Origin of the sequence: Streptomyces sp. 130, from assembly GCF_007096885.1 — a bacterium.
Taxonomy (GTDB): Bacteria; Actinomycetota; Actinomycetes; order Streptomycetales; family Streptomycetaceae; genus Streptomyces.
Genome location: NZ_VJNO01000041.1, coordinates 1 through 20689, shown reverse-complemented (window position 1 = coordinate 20689; position 20689 = coordinate 1). Strand labels below are relative to the sequence as shown.

The following is a 20689-nucleotide window of genomic DNA, read 5'->3' as shown; positions in this document are numbered from 1 at the left end:
GCATGCGACGAAGGGGAAGGCCGGGGCCCTCGGGCCCCGGCCTTCCCCTCGTCCCGCCCGGTGTCAGAACTTGTTGCGCGGGGTGATGCCCAGCGACATGCCGGACAGGCCGCGCTGACGGCCGCTCAGCTTGCCCGCGATGGTGCGCAGCGCCTTGCCGGCGGGGGAGTCGGGGTCGGAGAGCACGACGGGCTTGCCCTCGTCGCCGCCCTCACGCAGCCGCACGTCGATCGGGATCGCGCCCAGCACCGGCACCTCGGCGCCGATCGTCTTCGTCAGCCCCTCGGCGACCTTGGCGCCGCCGCCCGAGCCGAAGACGTCGACCATCTCGTCGCAGTGCGGGCACGGCATGCCGGACATGTTCTCGACGACGCCGACGATCTTCTGGTGGGTCTGCACGGCGATCGAACCGGCCCGCTCGGCCACCTCGGCGGCGGCCTGCTGCGGGGTCGTGACGACCAGGATCTCCGCGTTCGGCACGAGCTGTGCGACCGAGATCGCGATGTCACCGGTGCCCGGCGGCAGGTCGAGCAGCAGGACGTCCAGGTCGCCCCAGAAGACGTCGGCCAGGAACTGCTGGAGGGCGCGGTGCAGCATCGGGCCGCGCCAGACCACCGGTGCGTTGCCCGGGGTGAACATGCCGATGGAGATGACCTTCACACCGTGCGAGGACGGCGGCATGATCATGTTCTCGACCTGGGTCGGACTGCCGTCCACGCCGAGCATCCGGGGGACGCTGTGACCGTAGATGTCCGCGTCCACGACGCCGACCTTGAGCCCTTCGGCCGCCATCGCGGCGGCCAGGTTCACCGTCACCGAGGACTTTCCGACGCCGCCCTTGCCGGAGGCGACCGCGTACACCCGGGTCAGCGAGCCGGGCTTCGCGAACGGCACCTCGCGCTCCGCCGTGCCGCCGCGCAGCGAGGCTGCGAGGTCCTTGCGCTGCTCGTCGCTCATCACGTCGAGGGTGACCTCGACCCGCGAGACGCCCTCGACACCGGCCACCGCGTCGGTGACGTTACGGGTGATCGTCTCGCGCATCGGACAGCCGGAGACGGTGAGGTACACCGTGACAGCGACCACACCGTCAGCGTCGATGTCGACCGATTTCACCATGCCGAGCTCGGTGATCGGGCGGTGGATCTCGGGGTCGTTCACTGTCGCCAGTGCCTCAAGCACCGCGTCTTCCGTAGCCATACGGACGATGTTACGGCGGTGCGTACCTACACGTGAGTAACATTCTCAGCGGTCTTCGTCACTCTCGGCCGTGAGCAGCGCCCGGCGGTCGTCCAGGTCCTTCACCAGGTCCTCCAGCTCGGAGCGGATCCAGTCCCGGGTGGCGACCTCGCCGAGGCCCATCCGCAGGGCCGCGATCTCCCTGGTCAGGTACTCGGTGTCGGCGATGGAGCGCTCGTTCTGCTTGCGGTCCTGTTCGTGCGTGACCCGGTCCCGGTCGTCCTGCCGGTTCTGCGCGAGCAGGATGAGCGGAGCCGCGTACGACGCCTGGAGCGAGAGCATCAGGGTCAGGAAGATGAACGGATACTCGTCGAACCTCAGGTGCGGGGGCGCGAAGATGTTCCACGCCACCCACACGATGATGATCAGCGTCATCCAGACGATGAACCGGCCGGTCCCCAGGAAGCGTGCGATGCGCTCCGAGAACCGGCCGAACGCCTCGGGGTCGTACTCCGGCAGCAGCCGCCGGCGCGGGGCCTTCGGCTGATCGAGCCGGTTCCTCGGCGTACGGGTCAGCGCCGTCGAGCCGTTCGACGCGCGGGCGCGGTCGTCACCGGTCACGGAGCACCCCCTCACGGCCCTGGAAGTCCGTCTCCCGCCAGTCGTCGGGCAGCAGGTGGTCCAGCACGTCGTCCACGGTCACCGCGCCCAGCAGCGAACCGCTCTCGTCCACCACCGGCACCGACACCAGGTTGTACGCCGCCAGATAGCTGGTCACCACCGACAGCGGGGTGTCCGGCGGCAGCGGCACCAGGTCGCTGTCCAGGAGCGAGCTGACCAGGGTGAACGGCGGGTCGCGCAGCAGCCGCTGGAAGTGCACGGTGCCCAGGTACTTGCCCGTCGGCGTCTCGTCCGGCGACCGGCACACGTACACCTGCGCGGCGAGCGCCGGTGACAGGTCCGACTGGCGCACCCGGGCGAGCGCGTCGGCGACCGTGGCGTCCGGGCGCAGGATGACCGGCTCCGTCGTCATGAGGCCGCCCGCGGTGCGCTCCTCGTACGACATCAGCCGCCGCACGTCCGCCGCGTCGCCCGGGCGCATCAGCGTCAGCAGCCGCTCCTTGTCCTCCTCGGGCAGCTCGGAGAGCAGGTCGGCCGCGTCGTCCGGGTCCATCGCCTCCAGGACGTCCGCGGCGCGCTCCTCCTGGAGCTTCCCGATGATCTCCACCTGGTCGTCCTCGGGCAGCTCCTCCAGGACGTCGGCGAGCCGGTCGTCGTCCAGCGCGGCCGCGACCTCCGCCCGGCGCTTCGGCGTCAGGTGGTGCAGCGCGTTGGCGACGTCGGCGGGGCGCAGCCGCTCGAAGGTGGCCACCAGGGACTCGGCGCCCTGCCCGTGTTCCTCCAGCGAGAAACCTTTCACCGCCGACCACTCGACGGTCAGCGTCTCGCCCTTGCGGCGCAGCGCCCCGCCCCGGCCCTTGCGGACGAAGTACTTGTCGATCTCCCAGTCCCGGCGGGCGGGCAGCTGCTGGATGGCCACGTCCAGGATGGTGACCTCCTCGTCCGTCTCCACCAGGCGCACCCGGCGGTCGAGGAACTCACCGAGCACCAGGCGTTCGGTGGGCCGCTGTTCGAAGCGCCGCATGTTGACCACGCCCGTGGTGATCACCTGCCCCGACTCCACGCCCGTCACCCGGGTCATCGGCAGGAAGATCCGCCGCCGGCTCACCACCTCGACCACCATGCCGAGCAGCCGGGGCGGACGGCCGCCGACGCGGAGCATCGCGACCAGGTCGCGGACGCGCCCCACCTGGTCGCCGTTGGGGTCGAAGACCGGCACACCCGACAGGTGCGAGACGAACACCCGGGGCGTCACCGGTGTCATCCCCGCACCTCCTCGCTCGCCTCCGGGCCGCCCGTGGCCGCCCGCTTCCGACAGTTATCGCCCTGTTATGACGTGATCAGGCTAGCCCGTACGCTCGCGGACCGCCCCGGCTGGCCGTCCGTACGGCTCCGGGTCCGATGGCGTAGGCCACCCGGGTACGCTGCCGTCTGCCACCCCCCACCATGGATACGAGAGGCAGTGCGCCTGTGACCTCTTCCGCCCCGGCCGTACGGGCACGCCGCCGGAACGCCTCCCTCGCCGTCGCGCTCTGCGCGGGGCTGACCGCGGCGCTGACCGCGTGCGGGAGCGAGGACCCGGACGAGGGGACCAACGGCGCCGGGAAGCTCTCCGCGCCGGAGATCGAGAAGAAGGCACAGGCCGCGGCGGACTCCGCCGACGCGGTGCGGCTCGCCGGGACGCTGGTCAGCAAGGGCGGCACCTACAAGATCGACATGCGGCTCAAGAACAAGGGCGGCGCGGGCTCGGTCACCTCGAAGAACAGCACCTTCACGCTGCTGCGGATCGGTGACGAGCTCTACCTCAAGGCGGACGCCGGCTTCTGGAGCCACGACGAGAAGGGCGAGGCGGACACCGGCGAGGACGGCGCGGCGGCGGCCGGCAAGCTGGAGGGCAAGTACGTCAAGGTCCCCGAGGGCGATCCCACGTACAAGCAGCTGAGCGGCTTCACCGACAAGAAGGTGCTGCTCGACGGGATGCTCACGCTGCACGGCGAGCTCACCAAGGGCGACCGCGACGAGGTCGCCGGGGTGCGCACGGTCCGGATCATGGGCGGTGAGGGCGCGGGCGGCGCGCTCGACGTGGCGCTGGAGGGCAAGCCGTATCCGCTGCGCTTCGCCCGGGGCGGCGGCGGGGGCGTGATCACGCTCGCCGACTGGGGCAAGGACTTCGCGCTGAAGGCCCCCGCGAAGGACGAGACCGTCGACTACGGCAAGCAGCTCCCGACGACCGCGTCCTAGCAGGCGCCTACGCGCGCAGTGAGCGCTTCAGCAGGCGCGGCAGGCCCGCCGGGACCGGCCGCCGGGTCGTCGCCGTCGTCGGCAGCGGCGCCGCCGCCCCGGAGGTCTGCGGCAGCTCGGTGCGCGCGCCGAGGGGCGTGAGCCGGACGACCCGGCACTCGCGCGCCCAGCGCTCCGTCATCCGCTCCGCGTCCGGCGCGTTCAGCCGCTTGCCCTTCAGCTCGGCGACGGCGGCCTCCCACTCCTCGGAGCGCGGGGCGAGCACGGTGACCGCGGCCGGCCAGGCGACGATGCGACCGCCCTTGTCCTTGCTGCGGACGGTGACCTCGGCCGTGGCGCCCTCGGTGAGCCCGGCCGGGAGCGGCTGCTCGCCGGGGCCGTCGCCGACGAGGTGGGCGGCGCCCTCGTGCCACACGTGCCACAGCGCCCGCGCCGCGCCGGTGCCACGCACCCAGACGAGGCCCGACTTCTTCGTGGCCTCCTCGACGAGGGCCGTCCCGAGCAGCGTGTCAGCAGCAGTCATGGGCCGAAGCTTAGAACGTCGGCGTACGGGGAAGCTCAGAGCCAGCCGTTGCGCTTGAGCATGCGGTGGATGGAGAAGCAGACCACGCCGATGAAGCCCATGACCATCGGATAGCCGTACGTCCAGCCCAGCTCCGGCATGTGCTTGAAGTTCATGCCGTAGACCCCGCAGATCATCGTCGGCACGGCGACGATCGCCGCCCAGGACGTGATCTTGCGCATGTCCTCGTTCTGCGCGACGGTCGCCTGCGCCAGGTTGGCCTGGAGGATGGAGTTCAGCAGTTCGTCGAAGCCGATGACCTCTTCCTGGACCCGCACCAGGTGGTCGGCGACGTCCCGGAAGTACTTCTGGATGTCGGGGTCGATCAGCCGCATGGGCCGTTCGCTCAGCAGCTGCATCGGGCGCAGCAGCGGGGAGACGGCCCGCTTGAACTCCAGCACCTCGCGCTTGAGCTGGTAGATACGCCCGGCGTCCGAGCCGCGCGCGCTTCCCTTGTCCGGCGTGGAGAACACCTCGATCTCCACCTCGTCGATGTCGTCCTGCACCGCGCCCGCCACCGCGATGTAGCCGTCGACCACGTGGTCGGCGATGGAGTGCAGCACGGCGGAGGGGCCCTTGGCCAGCAGCTCGGGGTCGTCCTCCAGGCGGTGGCGCAGGGCGCGCAGCGAGCCGTGGCCGCCGTGCCGCACGGTGATGACGAAGTCCCGGCCGGTGAAGCACATGACCTCGCCGGTCTCCACGACCTCGCTGGTCGCGGTCAGTTCGGCGTGCTCGACGTAGTGGATGGTCTTGAAGACGGTGAACAGCGTGTCGTCGTAGCGCTCCAGCTTCGGGCGCTGGTGGGCGTGGACCGCGTCCTCCACGGCCAGCGGGTGCAGCCCGAACTCCCGGGCGATGCCCGCGAATTCCTCCTCGGTCGGCTCGTGCAGCCCGATCCAGGCGAAGCCGCCCTTCTCCCGGACCCGGAGCATCGCCTCGCGGGCGGTGCGGCAGGTGCCGTCCGCCTCGGCGAGCCGGCGGCCGTCGCGGTAGACCGCGCAGTCGACCACCGCGCTGGAGGCGGACGGGTCGCGGGTGGCGTCGTAGCTGTTGTGCAGGGGGGTGGTCTTGCGAAGGGAGGGGCGCACGACGGCGCGCAGGTCACGGATCATCGACATGGCTGGCTCCTTCACGGAGGGCCGTCGTCGGGGGGCGTGGAACAGCCCGGAATGGGGACGTGGACTCACATCCGCAAAGCGGGCGGCACCGCGGCGGCACGACGACGGCGTTCGCTACAGACAGGCAAAAAGACGTGCTCTTCCGTCGTGCGACATGCCAGGGCCCCGACCGGGTGTCAGATCACACGGAGGGGCGTCCGGCGGAAGAGCGGTTGGTACTGCACGATCGACTCGGATCCACCGCAGCCCCACCTCCTCCTGCCGGTCCCCCGTGGGGGATGACGTAGCGCCGGGACTGAGAGCGACGCTTCAGCGTGCTGTCCCGGCCGACACCCCAGGCTAGCAGCCGGTACAGGGCCAATCCCTTACTTTGCCCGTTCCATACGCGACCTATGCTCGCGGCATGGCAGAAATTCTTGCTCTGGTCGAGGCGCGTCTGCGGACGGCCCTGGGTGAACCGGACGCGCGTGCGGCAGTGACGTTTCTCGGGACGGACCGGATCGAGGTGCTCAGGTTCATCGACGGCGACATCGTGCGGTACGCCACGCTCGGCATGTCCGCCCAGCCGATGTCCGACCCGACGGCCGTCGTGGCCGATCCGCTGAAGGGCCCGCGCGCCGAGCTGGTCCTGTCGGTACGCGGCGGCCTGGCCGACACCGACCAGGTGCTGCGCAAGCTCGCGGTGCTCGCGGCCTCGCCCCAGGTGGAGGGCCTGGTCGTGGCGCCCGGAGCCTCGCTCGACGTCGGCGAACCGCTGTGGCCGGGCGCGCCGTTCACCTCGGTGCTCGTCGCGGAGAGCGGGGGGCTGGTGGCGGATCTGGAACTGGATGCCCCCTTGGAGCCGGTGCGCTTTCTGCCGCTGCTGCCGATGACCCCCAACGAGGCCGCCTGGAAGCGGGTCCGGGGTGCGCAGGAGCTCCAGGAGAAATGGCTGTCGCAGGGGACCGACCTGCGCGATCCCCTGCGACCTTCCGTGACTCTGGACTGACGGCTCAGCCGGCGAAGACCGTGACGCCGTCCTCCGTGGCGTGCTTCGGCTCCAGCTCCTCCGCCTCGTGGGTGAGCGCGGAGCGGCGTACCCAGACCACGATCGCGCCGAACACCGCGGCGACGGCGGCGACCACGAACGGAATGTGGATGTTGCTCCACTCCTCGATCTTCGGGGCCAGGTAGGGCGCGGCGGCGGCGGCGAACCAGCGGACGAAGTTGTAGCCCGCGCTGGCCACCGGGCGCGGCGCGTCCGAGACGCCGAGCGCCAGCTCGGTGTACACGGTGTTGTTCATGCCGATCAGGGCGCCGGACACGATGGTGCAGACGATGGCCGTGGTGTGGCTGCCGTAGCCGAGGACCACCAGGTCGGCGGCGAGCAGCACCAGCGAGGCGCCGAGCACCTTGAGCGAGCCGAACCGCTGCTGCAGCCGGGGCGCGACGAGCACCGAGAAGACCGCGAGCAGCAGGCCCCAGGCGAAGAAGACGGCACCGGACTTGTACGGCGTCATGTTCAGCACGAACGGGGTGAACGCCAGGATCGTGAAGAACGCGTAGTTGTAGAAGAAGGCGGACGCCGCGACGGAGGCGAGCCCGCCGTGGCCGAGCGCCTTGACCGGGTCGAGCAGTGAGGTCTTACGGGCCGGCTTGGGCTGCTCCTTCAGGAAGGCGGTGATGCAGACGAAGCCGATCGCCATCAGCGCGGCCGTCCCGAAGAACGGGTAGCGCCAGCTGGCGTCACCGAGCAGGGCGCCGAGCAGCGGCCCGCACGCCATGCCGAGGCCGAGCGCCGACTCGTACAGCAGGATCGCCGCCGAGCTGCCGCCGGCCGCGGCGCCGACGATGACGGCGAGCGCGGTCGAGACGAACAGCGCGTTGCCCAGGCCCCAGCCGGCCCGGAAGCCGACCAGCTCCCCGACCGACGTGGAGGTCCCGGAGAGCGCGGCGAAGACCACCACGAGCGCCAGCCCGGCGAGCAGCGTCTTGCGCCCGCCGATGCGGCTGGAGACGAAACCGGTCACCAGCATCGCGACGGCGGTGATCAGGAAGTAAGAGGTGAAGAGCAGGGACACCTGGCTGGGTGTCGCATCCAGCCCCTTGGCGATGGACGGCAGGATCGGGTCCACCAGGCCGATGCCCATGAAGGCGACGACGGACGCGCCCGCCGTGGCCCAGACCGCCTTGGGCTGGCGCAGGATGCTGACCGGCTCCTGGTTGAACGGATCGTCCCCCGTTACTGCCTCTGACGGCATGGGCTTCTTCCTCTCCGCTGGCTCCATTGATTCGATGTGTTATGCACAGAATAAGTTAGAGAAGCTAATGAGTGCAAGTTACATCTAAAATTCCGGGTCGCGGCCCGGTGGCCGCGGGGCGCACGGGGGTAGAGGGGCCTGGGCGCGGCGCGCAAGGGTGATCGTCCTTGACGCGGCGGCGGCCGGAGAGGACCGTGGGAAGGTATGAGGGGCGAACCAAGTTGCCCGAAGTGCGGAGGCCGGGTCAGGGCGCCCGGACTCTTCGCCGACACCTGGCAGTGCGACGTCCACGGCAGCGTGCACCCGCTCCAGCCGGTCGTCCCGCCGAGCGTCGAGGCGCTCGGCGTGGTGGTGCACCGGGCGCGGGTCCCCGTGTGGATGCCCTGGCCGCTTCCGGTCGGCTGGCTGTTCACCGGCGTCGCGTCCGCCGGCGACGACCGCACCGGCGGACGCGCCACCGCCGTCGCCTGCTCCGGACCGGGGCCGCTCGGCGGCATGGGTGAGCTGCTGCTCGTCGCCGAGGAGCTGGGCGTCGGGCTCGGCGCGCGATACGCGGGCATCGACGGACCGGACCCCGGGCCCCTGCTGCGCGTGGACGGCCCCCCGGACTGCAAGGTGCTCGCCGCCGGACGCCCCACCCCCCTCTGGCACGTCAGGCACGCTCCCGCCGACCGCGCCGTCTTCGCGGGCGAGGCGCGCGGCCTGTGGCTGTGGGCCATCGTCTGGCCCGAGCAGTCCGGACTGCTCATGTACGACGAGCTGGTGCTCACCGACCTGCGCGACGCCGGGGGAGAGGTCGACCTGGTGCCCTGCGGCGCCCTGACCCCCCGCCTGCTGACGGGCCCCTGACCGCCTTCGGCCCTTCGGCCGGACCTCCGGCCGGTTCTCCACGGCGGGCGGCCGGATCAAGCTCGCGCGCCGGTTACCCTGGAGTGTCCCCCCGTCCGGCCGAGAGCACTGGAGTCTGCGTCGTGCGCATCGATCTGCACACCCACTCCACCGCGTCGGACGGCACGGACACCCCCGCCGAGCTGGTGCGCAACGCCGCCGCCGCGGGCCTGGACGTCGTCGCCCTCACCGACCACGACACCGTGCGCGGCCACGCCGAGGCCGCCGCCGCGCTCCCCGAAGGGCTCACGCTGGTCCCGGGCGCCGAGCTGTCCTGCCGCGTCGACGGCGTGGGCCTGCACATGCTGGCGTACCTCTTCGACCCGGACGAGCCGGAGTTCGCCCGCGAGCGCGAGCTGGTGCGCGACGACCGGGTGCCGCGCGCCCGGGCCATGGTCCGCAAACTCCAGGAGCTGGGCGTCCCCGTCACCTGGGAGCAGGTCGCCCGCATCGCCGGCGACGGCTCCGTGGGCCGGCCGCACGTCGCCACCGCCCTCGTCGAGCTGGGCGTCGTCCCGACCGTGTCCGACGCCTTCACGCCCGACTGGCTCGGTGACGGCGGGCGCGCGTACGCGGAGAAGCACGAGCTGGACCCCTTCGACGCGATCCGGCTCGTCAAGGCCGCGGGGGGCGTCACCGTCTTCGCCCACCCGGCCGCCGTCAAGCGCGGGCGTACGGTGCCCGAGGCGCGGATCGCCGAGCTGGCCGCCGCCGGGCTCGACGGCATCGAGGTCGACCACATGGACCACGACGAGCCGACCCGGACCCGGCTGCGCGCACTCGCCCGCGAGCTCGGGCTGCTGACGACCGGCTCCAGCGACTACCACGGCAGCCGCAAGACCGTGGAGCTCGGCGCGTACACCACCGACCCCGAGATCTACGGCGAGATCACCCGGCGCGCCACGGGAGCCTTCCCGGTGCCGGGCGCCGGCGGACGCGCCACCGCGTAACGACGCCGCGTACCCCGCTCAACCCCTTCACCGCACCCCGCCCGCCGTCCGGCCTGCCCGGCTGCCCCGGGGCGCGTCACTTCCCCGCGGCCACCCGCCGCACACCCGCTCACTCCCCACAAGGCTCACCCGTGTTCGACGTCGCTGTCTTCGGATCCCTTTTTCTCACCCTTTTTGTGATTATGGATCCGCCCGGAATCACCCCGATCTTCCTCGCCCTGACCGCCGGCCGCCCCGCCAAGACGCAGCGCCGGATGGCGCTCCAGGCGGTCGCCGTCGCCTTCGGCGTCATCGCCGTCTTCGGCGTGCTCGGCCAGCAGATCCTGGACTACCTGCACGTCTCCGTGCCGGCGCTGATGATCGCCGGCGGGCTGCTCCTGCTGCTCATCGCGCTCGATCTGCTCACCGGCAAGACCGACGAGCCGACACAGACCAAGGACGTCAACGTCGCCCTCGTACCGCTCGGCATGCCGCTGCTCGCCGGTCCGGGCGCGATCGTCTCGGTGATCCTCGCCGTGCAGCACGCCGACAGCGTCGCGAGCCAGATCTCCGTCTGGTCGGCGATCCTCGTCATGCACGTCGTGCTCTGGCTGACCATGCGCTACTCGCTGCTGATCATCCGCGTCATCAAGGACGGCGGCGTCGTGCTCGTCACCAGGCTGGCCGGCATGATGCTGTCGGCCATCGCCGTGCAGCAGATCATCAACGGCGTCACCCAGGTCATCCAGGGCGCCTGACCCGGACCCGGACGCAACAGCGCCCCCGCACGGTCGTTCCGTGCGGGGGCGCTTCGTCTTCGTTACGACGGCAACTCACATCGGCAAGGTGTTACGAAGCCGGACTTTCGGCCGGGCGGATGTAGATGCGCTGGCCCGTGGCCGCGGCCTGCTGCACGATCCGCTTGACGGAGGCGGCGTCCACGACGGTGCTGTCCACGGCGGTACCGTCGACATCGTCGAGTCGCATGATCTCGAAGCGCATAGGGCTTCCCTTCGTCTGATCCTCCTGCTGGAGAACTACTGGGAGGACGGTGTCCCGTCCGCAAGGATGAGGAGCGCCAGGCATGTCTGTCGAGCGCCCCACACCGGGTACAACGACTTGCCCCCTGCAATCATTCCCTACGCTAAGGAAATTTTTCGGATGTCTAAATACCGGTTGGTAATCAGGCGTACGGGCGCGACGGGACGCGCATGAACGACGCGGAGATCGGCGAGCGGCTGGACCGCACCAACGCCCTGCTCGAACGCGTACTCGCCGAGGTTTCGAAGACACCGTCGACCCACGCGATCTTCGTGGACGCGGGATACGTGTACGCCGCCGCCGGGCTGCTCGTCACCGGTACCGAGGACCGGCGCTCCTTCGACCTCGACGCCGAGGGGCTGATCGAGGCGTTCATCGACAAGGCCCGCACCATCTTCGCGGACAGCCGGCTGCTGCGCGTGTACTGGTACGACGGGGCCAGGCGCCGCATCCACACCACCGAGCAGCAGACCATCGCCGAACTGCCGGACGTCAAGGTCAGACTCGGCAACCTCAACGCCAACAACCAGCAGAAGGGCGTCGACTCCCTCATCCGCACCGACCTGGAGTCGCTCGCCCGCCACCGGGCCATCAGCGACGCCGCGCTCGTCGGCGGCGACGAGGACCTGGTCTCGGCCGTCGAGGCCGCGCAGGGCTACGGCGCCCGGGTCCACCTGTGGGGCATCGAGGCGGGCGAGGGGCGCAACCAGGCGGAGCCGCTGCTCTGGGAGGTGGACAGCCAGCGCACCTTCGACCTGGACTTCTGCCGCCCGTACGTGACCAGACGCCCCGTCACCACGTACGACGAGGACGCCCCCGCACCCTCGCGCGAGGACGTCCACTTCGTCGGCGCGCAGATCGCGGCGGCCTGGCTCGCCGCGCGCGGCCGTGAATCCCTGGCCGACCTGCTGCCCGGCCACCCCTTCCTGCCGGGCTCGGTCGACCAGGACCTGCTGCACGAGGCCGAACGCCTCCTCCAGCGCTCGCTGCGCGGCCACCCCCCGCTGCGGCGGGCGCTGCGCGACGGCTTCTGGCAGCACCTCCAGTCCCAGTACTGAGACCCGCCGGTACGGCGACGAGCTACAGGCCGTCCCAGAAGGAGGCGAGCGCGGCGGCGGTCGCCTCCGGCCGGGCCGTGTTGGGGGAGTGCTCGGCGCCCTCGATCCGGGTCCGGCGCGCCCCCAGGCGTACCGCCATCTCGTCCAGCACCGGCACCGGCCAGACGTCGTCCACCTCACCGGAGATGACGTGGACGGGCAGCCCGGTCGCGGCGAGTTCGGCCACCCGGTCCGGCTCGGCGGCCAGCTGACGGCCCGTCGCGATCAGCTGGGCCGGACGGTGGAGCAGCCAGCGCCGCCGCAGGTCCTCGCCGCCCGTCTCCGCCTCGGCCGGCGGGTCGAAGGCGCGCATCGCGTCCCAGACGTCGCTCATGGTCATGGTGGCCAGCGCGTCACCGAGGATCTTCAGCTTGACCTGTTGCGCCTCGACCACCTCGGCGGGCCCCGAGGACATCAGGGTCAGCGAGCGGAACGGCGACGCGTCCAGCAGGACCGCGGCCCGGCAGAGCTGCCCGCCGAGCGAGTGCCCCAGCAGGTGCACCTCGCCCTCGCCGGCGCCGAGCGCGGCCGTCTGCGCGAGCACGTCACGGGCCAGCTCCTCCTGCGCGTACTCCTGGAGGCCGTCCGTCCCCGGGCTCTCGAACTGCCCGCGCCCGTCGATGGCGACGGCACGGTATCCGGCCTCCGCGAGCGGTTCGAGGAGCGCGATGAAGTCCTCCTTGCTGCCGGTGTACCCGGGCACCAGCAGGGCGGTGCCGCGCGGGGCCCCGGCGGGGGCCGCGTCCAGCACGGCGAAGTCGCCGCGCGCGGTGGGCAGCGCACGGGCACGGGCACAGGAGGGCGGGGTGAACGTGGGTGGCCTGCTCATGGGACGAGGTTAAAACGTCCCGCCCGCCCGCGTACGACAGGTGGCCCTGTCTCGTCCGCGTAGGAGGGGCGGTCCTATCTCGTCCGCGTAGGAGGGGCGGCCCGGTCCTGTCCGCGTACGAGGGGCGGCCCCGTCCTGTCCGTGTACGAGGGGTGGCCCTGTCTCGTCCGCGTAGGAGGGGCGGTCCTGTCTCGTCCGCGTAGGAGGGGCGGCCTGATCTCGTCCGCGTAAGACGGCGGCCCGGTCCTGTCCGTGTACGAGGGGTGGCCCTGTCTCGTCCGCGTAGGAGGGGCGGCCTGATCTCGTCCGCGTAAGACGGCGGCCCGGTCCTGTCCGCGTACGACGGGTGGCCCTGTCTCGTCCGCGTACGACGGGCGACCTGTCCACTCCGTGTACGACGGGCGGCCTGATCTCGTCCGTGTAAGACGGCGGCCCGGTCCCGTCCGCGTACGGCGGGCGGCCCCGGGGGAAAATCCCCCGGGGCCGCCCGTCAGGTGATGCGTGGTCCGCTCAGCCCTCGGCCTTCGCGGTGGCGCGCGGCGCCCGGCGCCGGCGCGGCTTGGCCTCGCCCTCGGCGGTCGTGGCCTCCGCCACGGCCTCCGTCTTCGGCTTGGACGCCGTGCGCGTACGACGACGCACCGGCTCGGGCTCCGAGATCGGGGCGATCTGGAAGTCGACCTCGTCCTCGACCGGCTTGATCACCCGACGGCGGCGCGGCCGGGTGACGGCGGGCGCCTCCGGCTCGGCCACCGGCGCGCTCTGGACCGTGGCCTCCTCGGTCGCCGGCTTGGCCACCCGGGCCCGGCGGCGACGCGGTGCGGCCTCGCCCTCGGTGGCCGCGGTCTCCGCGACGACCTCGGCGGCGACCGCCTCCGTCTTCGGCTTCGCGGCCCGGGTCCGGGTGCGCTTCTTCGGCGCGGCCGGGGCCTCCGGCTCGGCCACCACGGCCGCGGGCACCTCGGCTGCGGGCGCCTCGGCCACGGCGACCGCGGCCTCGGCGGCGACGGCCTCCGCCGCGTTGACACGGGTACGCCGGCGGCGGCGCGGGGTGCGCGGGGCGTCGGCCGGCGCCTCGGCCTCGGCGGCCGGCGCGGGCACGGTCGCGGCGCCCTCGGCGACCGACGCGCCACCACGGGTGCGACGGCGCTGACGCGGGGTGCGCGGGGCCCGCTCCTCGCGGGCGGCCGGCGCGGCGGACCTGCGGCCCCGGCCGCCGGTCTCGCCCAGGTCCTCGATCTCCTCGGCCCCGAGACCGGCGCGGGTGCGCTCGGCGCGCGGCAGGACACCCTTGGTGCCGGCCGGGATGTCCAGGTCCTCGTAGAGGTGCGGGGAGGTGGAGTACGTCTCGACCGGGTCCGGGAAGCTGAGGTCCAGGGTCTTGTTGATCAGCTGCCAGCGCGGGATGTCGTCCCAGTCGACCAGCGTGATCGCGATGCCCTTGGCGCCGGCGCGGCCGGTGCGGCCGATGCGGTGCAGGTAGGTCTTCTCGTCCTCGGGGGACTGGTAGTTGATGACGTGCGTCACGCCCTCGACGTCGATACCGCGGGCGGCGACGTCGGTGCAGACCAGCACGTCGACCTTGCCGTTGCGGAAGGCGCGCAGGGCCTGCTCGCGGGCGCCCTGGCCGAGGTCGCCGTGGACCGCGCCGGAGGCGAAGCCGCGCCGCTCCAGCTGCTCGGCGATGTCCGCCGCGGTGCGCTTGGTGCGGCAGAAGATCATCGCGAGCCCGCGGCCCTCGGCCTGCAGGATGCGCGCGACCATCTCGGGCTTGTCCATCGAGTGGGCGCGGTAGACGTACTGCGCCGTGTTCTTGACGGTCGTGCCCTCGTCATCGGGCGAGGTGGCGTTGATGTGCGTCGGCTGGGACATGTAGCGGCGGGCGAGCGAGATCACCGCGCCCGGCATGGTGGCCGAGAACAGCATGGTCTGGCGCTTCGCCGGCAGCATCGTGATGATGCGCTCGACGTCGGGCAGGAAGCCCAGGTCCAGCATCTCGTCGGCCTCGTCGAGGACGAGCGCGCGGACCTTCGACAGGTCCAGCTTGCGCTGGCCCGCGAGGTCGAGCAGCCGGCCGGGGGTGCCGACGATCACGTCGACGCCCTTCTTCAGGGCCTCGACCTGGGGCTCGTAGGCCCGGCCGCCGTAGATCGCGAGGACCCGCACGTTGCGCACCTTGCCGGCGGTGAGCAGGTCGTTGGTGACCTGCTGGCACAGCTCGCGGGTGGGCACGACGATGAGGGCCTGCGGGGAGTCGGTCAGCTCCTCCGGCTTCGCGCGGCCCGCCTCGACGTCGGCGAGGACGGTGACGCGCTCGAGGAGCGGGAGGCCGAAGCCGAGCGTCTTGCCGGTGCCGGTCTTGGCCTGGCCGATGACGTCGGAGCCGGAGAGGGCGACCGGGAGCGTCAGCTCCTGGATGGGAAAGGGGGACGTGATGCCGACGGCCTCAAGGGCCTCGGCGGTCTCGGAGAGAATCCCGAGGTCTCGGAACGTAGTCAGGGTGCTGCCTCTTCTGTGAGACGCGGTCCGAGGCGAACGAAGGGGGTCGTACCGTGCCGGGGTTGGTCATCCGGCGGATGGGCCGGGTGGCGCGGGACCACTGCCGTCGCTCGAGCGCTCGTGCCGCTGAGGGGGCCCCTCATCTGCGGTCGTACGTGTGCACACACCGCGTGGAGGGCTGTCGGGTCGGAGCCGATCGGGCCACCGACCGGGCATCCTCATTCAATTTCGCGCCACGAGCAGATGCAAAGTGCTCAGTAAGCGCATTACCACTGTACCCCGGATCGGCGCATCTGTGTTGGGCGAATTCGTCGGAACGGTGTGACGTCGGTCGTCGGGCGGGCCCTTCCGCCGCCGCTCGGGCGGGCTATTCTGCGCTGCATGGAGACGCCTGACAACGCCAACGAAGCCCCCGCGACGACCAGAATCGCCGACCAGGACTGGGCCACCGCGTCCGCGCAGCCGCAGTACCGGGCCGCCGTCGTGGACCTGCTGGGGGCCCTCGCCTACGGGGAGCTCGCGGCCTTCGAGCGGCTGGCCGAGGACGCCAAGCTGGCGCCGACGCTGGCCGACAAGGCGGAGCTGGCGAAGATGGCGTCCGCCGAGTTCCACCACTTCGAGCGGCTGACGGAGCGGCTGACCGCCATCGAGGTCGAGCCGACCGCCGCCATGGAGCCCTTCGCCCGGGCGCTGGACGACTTCCACCGCCAGACCGCCCCCTCGGACTGGCTGGAGGGCCTGGTCAAGGCGTACGTCGGCGACTCGATCGCCAGCGACTTCTACCGGGAGGTCGCGGTCCGGCTGGACTCCGACACCCGGTCGCTCGTGCTGGCCGTGCTGGACGACACGGGCCACGGCAACTTCGCCGTCGAGAAGGTGCGCGCGGCGATCGAGGCGGACCCGAGGGTCGGCGGCCGGCTGGCGCTGTGGGCGCGGCGGCTGATGGGCGAGGCGCTGTCGCAGGCGCAGCGCGTGGTCGCGGACCGCGACGCGCTGTCGACCATGCTGGTCGGCGGGGTCGCGGACGGCTTCGACCTGGCGGAGGTGGGCCGGATGTTCTCCCGGATCACCGAGGCGCACACCAAGCGCATGGCCGCCCTGGGCCTGGCCGCGTAAGAGGCCGGAGGGTCAGGCGGCGGCCGACCGGCGCAGCCGGCGGCTGCGGGGCCGGATCAGCAGGGACACCGTCACCGCGGCGATCAGCACGGCGCCCACCACGACGGCCGCCGCGTGGCCCGGGCCGAGCACCGAGTGCATCAGGGACGCGCCGAACAGGCCGCCGAGGGCCCCCGTGCCGAACACGGCCCGACGGGCCGGGAGCCGGCCGGGGAGTGAGCGCAGCGCCGCCCAGGAGAGGGCCACTCCGAGCACGACGGCGCTGAAGGTCTCCAGGATCACGGACGATCACCTCGCAGATATTCGGAACGGGCGCTCCGGTCCTGCTCGTACTACCCGTGAGCGACCGTTCACAACCCTCCCGCGCACAGGCTTCGCCCAGCCGCCGCACAGCGGACGCCGCGGACGGGCGCCGAATGAGGAGCGGCCCGGCGGGATGTCCCGCCGGGCCGCTCCTCGCGTTCGTACGCCTTACAGCGCGCCGAACCCCACCCGTCGGGTGCTGGGCTCGCCGATCTCCACGTAGGCGATCCGGTCGGCCGGCACCAGGACCTTGCGGCCCTTCTCGTCCGTGAGGCTGAGCAGCTGCGCCTTGCCGGCGAGAGCCTCGGACACCGTGCTCTCGACCTCTTCGGCGGAAAGCCCGCTCTCCAGAACGATCTCCCGGGGCGTGTGCTGCACCCCGATCTTGACCTCCACGGCTATGTCCCTCCGACGGTCAGTCCCTGCGCGGCGAACCGCGCCGTACGCAGCACACATTAGCCCGCTGAAGGGATTCGTCAGGCGCCCCCGGCCACGCCCGCAGCGAACACGGGGGCCGCCGGCCGGTCAGTGCTGATCGATGCCGTGCAGGGGGAAGCCGGCGATGCCGCGCCAGGCCAGCGAGGTGAGCAGCTGGACCGCGGTGTCGCGCGGAATGCCCGACCGGCTCGACAGCCAGTAGCGGGCGACCACCTGGGACACCCCGCCGAGGCCCACCGCGAGGAGCATGGACTCGTCCTTGGACAGGCCCGTGTCGCCCGCGATCACGTCGGAGATCGCCTCGGCGCACTGGAGCGAGACCCGGTCCACGCGCTCGCGCACGGCGGGCTCGTTGGTCAGGTCGGACTCGAAGACCAGCCGGAAGGCGCCGCCCTCGTCCTCCACGTACGCGAAGTACGCGTCCATCGTCGCGGCCACGCGCAGCTTGTTGTCCGTGGTCGACGCCAGCGCCGTACGCACGGACTGGAGCAGCGACTCGCAGTGCTGGTCGAGGAGGGCCAGGTAGAGCTCCAGCTTGCCGGGGAAGTGCTGGTAGAGCACCGGCTTGCTGACCCCGGCGCGCTCCGCGATGTCGTCCATCGCCGCGGAGTGGTAGCCCTGCGCGACGAAGACCTCCTGCGCGGCTCCCAGCAGCTGATTGCGTCGGGCGCGGCGGGGCAGGCGAGTGCCCCGCGGGCGCGCCGCCTCGGTCTGCTCGATGGCTGTCACGCCGCCTCCCAAATTCGTGGTCCGACACAGCCGTTCCGTACGTGCCGCGCCATACCGACATCGTACTTTTGGGTAACCCCGGTATGCGCGGCGCGGACGCAGAATTTCACGGACCGGACGGCTGCGGAACCCGCGGAGTGTCCGCCCGGGTGGGCAGAGCGGGACGTATCAGCGGTAATCGTCCTCATCCTGTGGCACCACGCGGGCCTGGTCCGCCGCGTCCGCTTCGCTGGCGCCGTCGCGGTCGAGGCCGGTGAGCGGTTCGTCGCTCTCCGGGCGGAGGTCGGCGTGCTGCTCGGCGGCGTCCGCCTCGGGCGTCTCCTGGTCGGGCTCGTCCGGCTGGACGCCCTCGAAGGTCTCCGGGTCCCTCGGGTCGGCCGTCATGGTGGACTCCCTTCCTCGGTTCGAGCCTATGAGGTACCCCGGGAAGCCGCTATGTGATCGTGTGACGGCGAACACATGAACCCCGGTGTGATCATCTCGTAACATTGCCGCATGTCTTCGACCGAGCTGCCGGGAGTCCGCGCCGCCGCCGCAGCGGTGTCACCCACGGTGAGCGCCGTCAGGGTCGCGGAGGGGGAGCGGCTTCGCTCCGTCGAGCTGCCCGGGCTGACGCTCACCGTCCGTTCCCGGCCGTCCCGGGGGCCCGGGCTGCCGCCCGCCCTCTTCGTGCACGGCCTCGGCGGCTCCTCGCAGAACTGGTCGGCCCTGATGCCGCTGCTGGAGGACCTGGCCGACTGCGAGGCGGTCGACCTGCCCGGCTTCGGCGACTCGCCGCCCCCGGACGACGGGAACTACTCGGTCACCGGACACGCCCGGGCGGTCATCCGTCTGCTGGACGCCCAGGAGCGCGGCCCCGTCCACCTGTTCGGCAACTCGATGGGCGGCGCGATCGCCACCCGGGTCGCCGCGGTCCGCCCCGACCTGGTGCGTACGCTCACGCTGATCTCGCCCGCGCTCCCGGAGATCCGGGTCCAGCGCACGGCCGCCCCGACCGCGCTGCTCGCACTGCCGGGCGTCGCCTCCCTGTTCGCCCGGCTCTCCCGGGACTGGACCGCGGAGGACCGCACCCGCGGAGTCATGGCACTCTGTTACGGCGATCCGGCACGGGTCTCCGAGGCCGGCTTCCGCGACGCGGTGGCCGAAATGGAGCGCCGGCTGGAGCTGCCGTACTTCTGGGACGCCATGGCGCGTTCCGCCCGTGGCATCGTCGACGCGTACACGCTGGGCGGACAGCACGGGCTGTGGCGCCAGGCCGAGCGGGTGCTCGCGCCGACCCAGCTGGTGTACGGCGGACGGGACCGGCTCGTCTCGTTCCGGATGGCCCGCAGGGCGTCCGCGGCCTTCCGCGACGCGCGCCTGCTGACACTGCCCGATGCCGGGCACGTGGCGATGATGGAGTACCCGGAGGCGGTCGCCCAGGCGTTCCGGGAATTGCTCGACGAATGCGGCGGGAGCTGATCCAGGGCGTGGGACGACACAGCCGGAGGGGCCCTGCGCCCAGCGCGCCCGGGACCGGGCAGGCGGAGCCGGACGAAGCGGGGCGCGAGGCGGCCCGGCCCGTCGCGGGCACCGGACGGCGCAGACGGCAGGAGGGGCCCACGCCCTTCGCGGGGGCGCCCGAGGTGCGCGGCGGCCACCCCGAGCAGCGCGAACCGGGCGGCGGCTGGGGCGCGGGCCCCATGCGCGCCCCGGTCGGCTCCGGCGTCAAGGCGCCCGCGTCCGGCGCGCGCCCCGGCGCCCCGCGCCCCCCGCACCACCAGCAGCAGGCCACGGGCGCCCGGCCGCTGATACCGGGCCCGCGGCGCGAGTTCGTCGAAGCCTTCGACGGCCCGCCGGCACCGCCCGCCCCGCCCCGGCCCGAACCGGTGGCCGACGACCCGTACCGCTCCGTCACCGACCGGGACCCCCGTGAGCCGGAGTCCCGGCGCGACGAGGAGGCGGCCCCGGCCAGGGGCGGCAAGGGCCGCACCCTGACCGGGATCGCGGCGGCCGCGGTGACCGCCGTGCTCGCGGTCGCCGTGGCCGGGCAGGTCGCCCACGACAGCGCCTCGGGGACCGGCGCCGCGCGGGCCGCGGGGGTCGACCGGGACGACGCGGACGACGCCTCCCGCTCGGACAGCCGTACGACCCCCTCGCCCGGGGCGGCGGCCGTCAAGCCCCTTACGTATGAACAGAAAATGGCCAAGCCCTATCCGCTGTCGCCGGCGCTGACCGGCTCGGGGGAGTTCGAGACCGTGCCCGGCTCGGCCAGGGCGCCCGGCAAGGGAACGCTCCACCGCTACCGGATCGACGTGGAGAAGGGCCTCGGGCTCGACGCCCAGTTGTTCGCCCAGGCCGTCCAGAAGACCCTCAACGACGACCGGAGCTGGGCGCACGACGGCGACATGACCTTCGAACGGATCTCCGAGGGAGACCCGGACTTCGTCATCACGCTGGCCAGCCCCGGCACCACCGGCAAGTGGTGCGCCAAGTCCGGCCTGGACACCATGGAGGACAACGTCTCCTGCGACTCGGCCGCCACCGAGCGCGTGATGATCAACGCCTACCGCTGGGCGCAGGGTTCGGCCACCTTCGGACCGGACAAGCTGTTCTCGTACCGGCAGATGCTCATCAACCACGAGGTCGGCCACCGGCTCGGCCACAACCACGAGAGCTGCCGCACGGAGGGCACGCTCGCGCCGGTCATGCAGCAGCAGACGAAGACGCTGGACCTCGACGGCATCAAATGCCGCCCGAACCCCTGGGTCCACCCCGTCGCCGAGTAACCCTCGGTCTCCCCGGCGCGACAGAACGCTGTTCCGCCGGGAAAGTTACGCCGGTTCACCCCTTTCGGTGGCGGGGCCGGGGGCCCCGCCCACCGCG

General features: G+C 72.1%; 22 protein-coding genes. 9 read left to right on the top strand and 13 right to left on the bottom strand.

Translation table 11 applies throughout. The features are described 5' to 3' along the window. Positions 1 to 63: 63 nt before the first annotated feature. The 3 genes from FKN01_RS27050 to FKN01_RS27040 are packed head-to-tail and all read right to left on the bottom strand — an operon-like array spanning position 64 to position 3061. On the bottom strand, positions 64 to 1197 hold the full coding sequence (locus FKN01_RS27050; protein ID WP_143625072.1) for an Mrp/NBP35 family ATP-binding protein: 1134 nt from the start codon (positions 1195 to 1197) through the stop codon (positions 64 to 66). 45 nt (positions 1198 to 1242) lie between these two features. Further along, on the bottom strand, positions 1243 to 1797 hold the full coding sequence (locus FKN01_RS27045; RefSeq protein ID WP_143625070.1) for a DUF1003 domain-containing protein: 555 nt from the start codon (positions 1795 to 1797) through the stop codon (positions 1243 to 1245). Next, positions 1787 to 3061, bottom strand: a complete 1275-nt coding sequence (locus FKN01_RS27040) for a magnesium transporter MgtE N-terminal domain-containing protein (protein WP_143625068.1) — start codon at positions 3059 to 3061, stop codon at positions 1787 to 1789. The genes FKN01_RS27045 and FKN01_RS27040 overlap by 11 nt, the downstream gene beginning before the upstream one ends. A 206-nt stretch (positions 3062 to 3267) precedes the next feature. Between FKN01_RS27040 and FKN01_RS27035 the strand changes: the two genes are divergently transcribed. Next, positions 3268 to 4038 (top strand): hypothetical protein, encoded by a 771-nt coding sequence (locus tag FKN01_RS27035; RefSeq protein ID WP_143625066.1) that lies wholly within the window; start codon positions 3268 to 3270, stop codon positions 4036 to 4038. A gap of 7 nt (positions 4039 to 4045) precedes the next feature. Here FKN01_RS27035 and FKN01_RS27030 read toward each other — a convergent pair whose 3' ends face one another. Both FKN01_RS27030 and FKN01_RS27025 read right to left on the bottom strand, forming a co-directional pair. Further along, positions 4046 to 4561, bottom strand: coding sequence for a hypothetical protein (locus FKN01_RS27030; protein WP_143625064.1), 516 nt, complete (start codon positions 4559 to 4561; stop codon positions 4046 to 4048). Positions 4562 to 4596: 35 nt separating this feature from the next. Continuing rightward, the gene (locus tag FKN01_RS27025) at positions 4597 to 5718 is read right to left on the bottom strand and encodes a magnesium and cobalt transport protein CorA (RefSeq protein WP_143625062.1); all 1122 of its coding nucleotides are present in this window, start codon (positions 5716 to 5718) and stop codon (positions 4597 to 4599) included. Positions 5719 to 6121: 403 nt separating this feature from the next. On the opposite strand from FKN01_RS27025, the gene FKN01_RS27015 reads away from it, so the two are divergent. Then, complete coding sequence (locus tag FKN01_RS27015; RefSeq protein WP_143625060.1) at positions 6122 to 6706, top strand: suppressor of fused domain protein; 585 nt, start codon at positions 6122 to 6124, stop codon at positions 6704 to 6706. A gap of 4 nt (positions 6707 to 6710) precedes the next feature. Here the strand turns inward: FKN01_RS27015 and FKN01_RS27010 are convergent, their stop codons facing one another. Next, entirely contained in the window at positions 6711 to 7958 is a 1248-nt protein-coding gene (locus FKN01_RS27010) for an MFS transporter (protein WP_143625058.1), read from the bottom strand. A 204-nt stretch (positions 7959 to 8162) separates the two neighbouring features. Between FKN01_RS27010 and FKN01_RS27005 the strand changes: the two genes are divergently transcribed. The 3 genes from FKN01_RS27005 to FKN01_RS26995 all read left to right on the top strand — a co-directional run bounded on the left by FKN01_RS27005 (position 8163) and on the right by FKN01_RS26995 (position 10533). Beyond that, on the top strand, positions 8163 to 8807 hold the full coding sequence (locus tag FKN01_RS27005; protein WP_143625056.1) for a DUF6758 family protein: 645 nt from the start codon (positions 8163 to 8165) through the stop codon (positions 8805 to 8807). Between the two features lie 122 nt (positions 8808 to 8929). Continuing rightward, positions 8930 to 9796, top strand: a complete 867-nt coding sequence (locus FKN01_RS27000; protein ID WP_143625054.1) for a PHP domain-containing protein — start codon at positions 8930 to 8932, stop codon at positions 9794 to 9796. A 131-nt stretch (positions 9797 to 9927) separates the two neighbouring features. Next, positions 9928 to 10533: a MarC family protein gene (locus FKN01_RS26995; RefSeq protein WP_143625052.1), complete on the top strand. Its 606-nt coding sequence runs from the start codon at positions 9928 to 9930 to the stop codon at positions 10531 to 10533. Between the two features lie 91 nt (positions 10534 to 10624). Here FKN01_RS26995 and FKN01_RS32650 read toward each other — a convergent pair whose 3' ends face one another. Beyond that, complete coding sequence (locus tag FKN01_RS32650; protein ID WP_018105503.1) at positions 10625 to 10777, bottom strand: hypothetical protein; 153 nt, start codon at positions 10775 to 10777, stop codon at positions 10625 to 10627. A 209-nt stretch (positions 10778 to 10986) separates the two neighbouring features. Between FKN01_RS32650 and FKN01_RS26990 the strand changes: the two genes are divergently transcribed. Further along, positions 10987 to 11874 carry an NYN domain-containing protein gene (locus FKN01_RS26990; RefSeq protein WP_143625050.1) on the top strand — a complete coding sequence of 296 codons (888 nt, stop codon included), beginning with the start codon at positions 10987 to 10989 and terminating at the stop codon, positions 11872 to 11874. 22 nt (positions 11875 to 11896) lie between these two features. Here the strand turns inward: FKN01_RS26990 and FKN01_RS26985 are convergent, their stop codons facing one another. Together FKN01_RS26985 and FKN01_RS26980 are read right to left on the bottom strand one after the other, a co-directional pair. Beyond that, positions 11897 to 12742 carry an alpha/beta fold hydrolase gene (locus tag FKN01_RS26985; protein ID WP_143625048.1) on the bottom strand — a complete coding sequence of 282 codons (846 nt, stop codon included), beginning with the start codon at positions 12740 to 12742 and terminating at the stop codon, positions 11897 to 11899. A gap of 510 nt (positions 12743 to 13252) precedes the next feature. Continuing rightward, positions 13253 to 15148 carry a DEAD/DEAH box helicase gene (locus FKN01_RS26980; protein WP_143625046.1) on the bottom strand — a complete coding sequence of 632 codons (1896 nt, stop codon included), beginning with the start codon at positions 15146 to 15148 and terminating at the stop codon, positions 13253 to 13255. A gap of 471 nt (positions 15149 to 15619) precedes the next feature. Here FKN01_RS26980 and FKN01_RS26975 point away from each other — a divergent pair, with 471 nt between their 5' ends. After that, positions 15620 to 16354 carry a ferritin-like fold-containing protein gene (locus FKN01_RS26975; protein ID WP_143625044.1) on the top strand — a complete coding sequence of 245 codons (735 nt, stop codon included), beginning with the start codon at positions 15620 to 15622 and terminating at the stop codon, positions 16352 to 16354. A 12-nt stretch (positions 16355 to 16366) separates the two neighbouring features. On the opposite strand, the gene FKN01_RS26970 is transcribed toward FKN01_RS26975, so the two are convergent. The 4 genes from FKN01_RS26970 to FKN01_RS26950 form a co-directional block, all read right to left on the bottom strand. After that, complete coding sequence (locus tag FKN01_RS26970; RefSeq protein ID WP_143625043.1) at positions 16367 to 16636, bottom strand: hypothetical protein; 270 nt, start codon at positions 16634 to 16636, stop codon at positions 16367 to 16369. 189 nt (positions 16637 to 16825) lie between these two features. Continuing rightward, entirely contained in the window at positions 16826 to 17053 is a 228-nt protein-coding gene (locus FKN01_RS26965; protein WP_185993000.1) for a DUF3107 domain-containing protein, read from the bottom strand. A 129-nt stretch (positions 17054 to 17182) separates the two neighbouring features. After that, on the bottom strand, positions 17183 to 17824 hold the full coding sequence (locus FKN01_RS26960; RefSeq protein WP_143625039.1) for a TetR/AcrR family transcriptional regulator: 642 nt from the start codon (positions 17822 to 17824) through the stop codon (positions 17183 to 17185). Between the two features lie 168 nt (positions 17825 to 17992). Then, positions 17993 to 18208, bottom strand: coding sequence for a hypothetical protein (locus FKN01_RS26950; protein WP_143625035.1), 216 nt, complete (start codon positions 18206 to 18208; stop codon positions 17993 to 17995). A gap of 111 nt (positions 18209 to 18319) precedes the next feature. On the opposite strand from FKN01_RS26950, the gene FKN01_RS26945 reads away from it, so the two are divergent. Together FKN01_RS26945 and FKN01_RS26940 are read left to right on the top strand one after the other, a co-directional pair. Then, entirely contained in the window at positions 18320 to 19285 is a 966-nt protein-coding gene (locus FKN01_RS26945; protein ID WP_143625033.1) for an alpha/beta fold hydrolase, read from the top strand. After that, positions 19270 to 20592, top strand: coding sequence for a DUF3152 domain-containing protein (locus FKN01_RS26940; protein WP_143625031.1), 1323 nt, complete (start codon positions 19270 to 19272; stop codon positions 20590 to 20592). Before FKN01_RS26945 ends, FKN01_RS26940 begins: the two co-directional genes overlap by 16 nt. Positions 20593 to 20689: the final 97 nt, after the last annotated feature.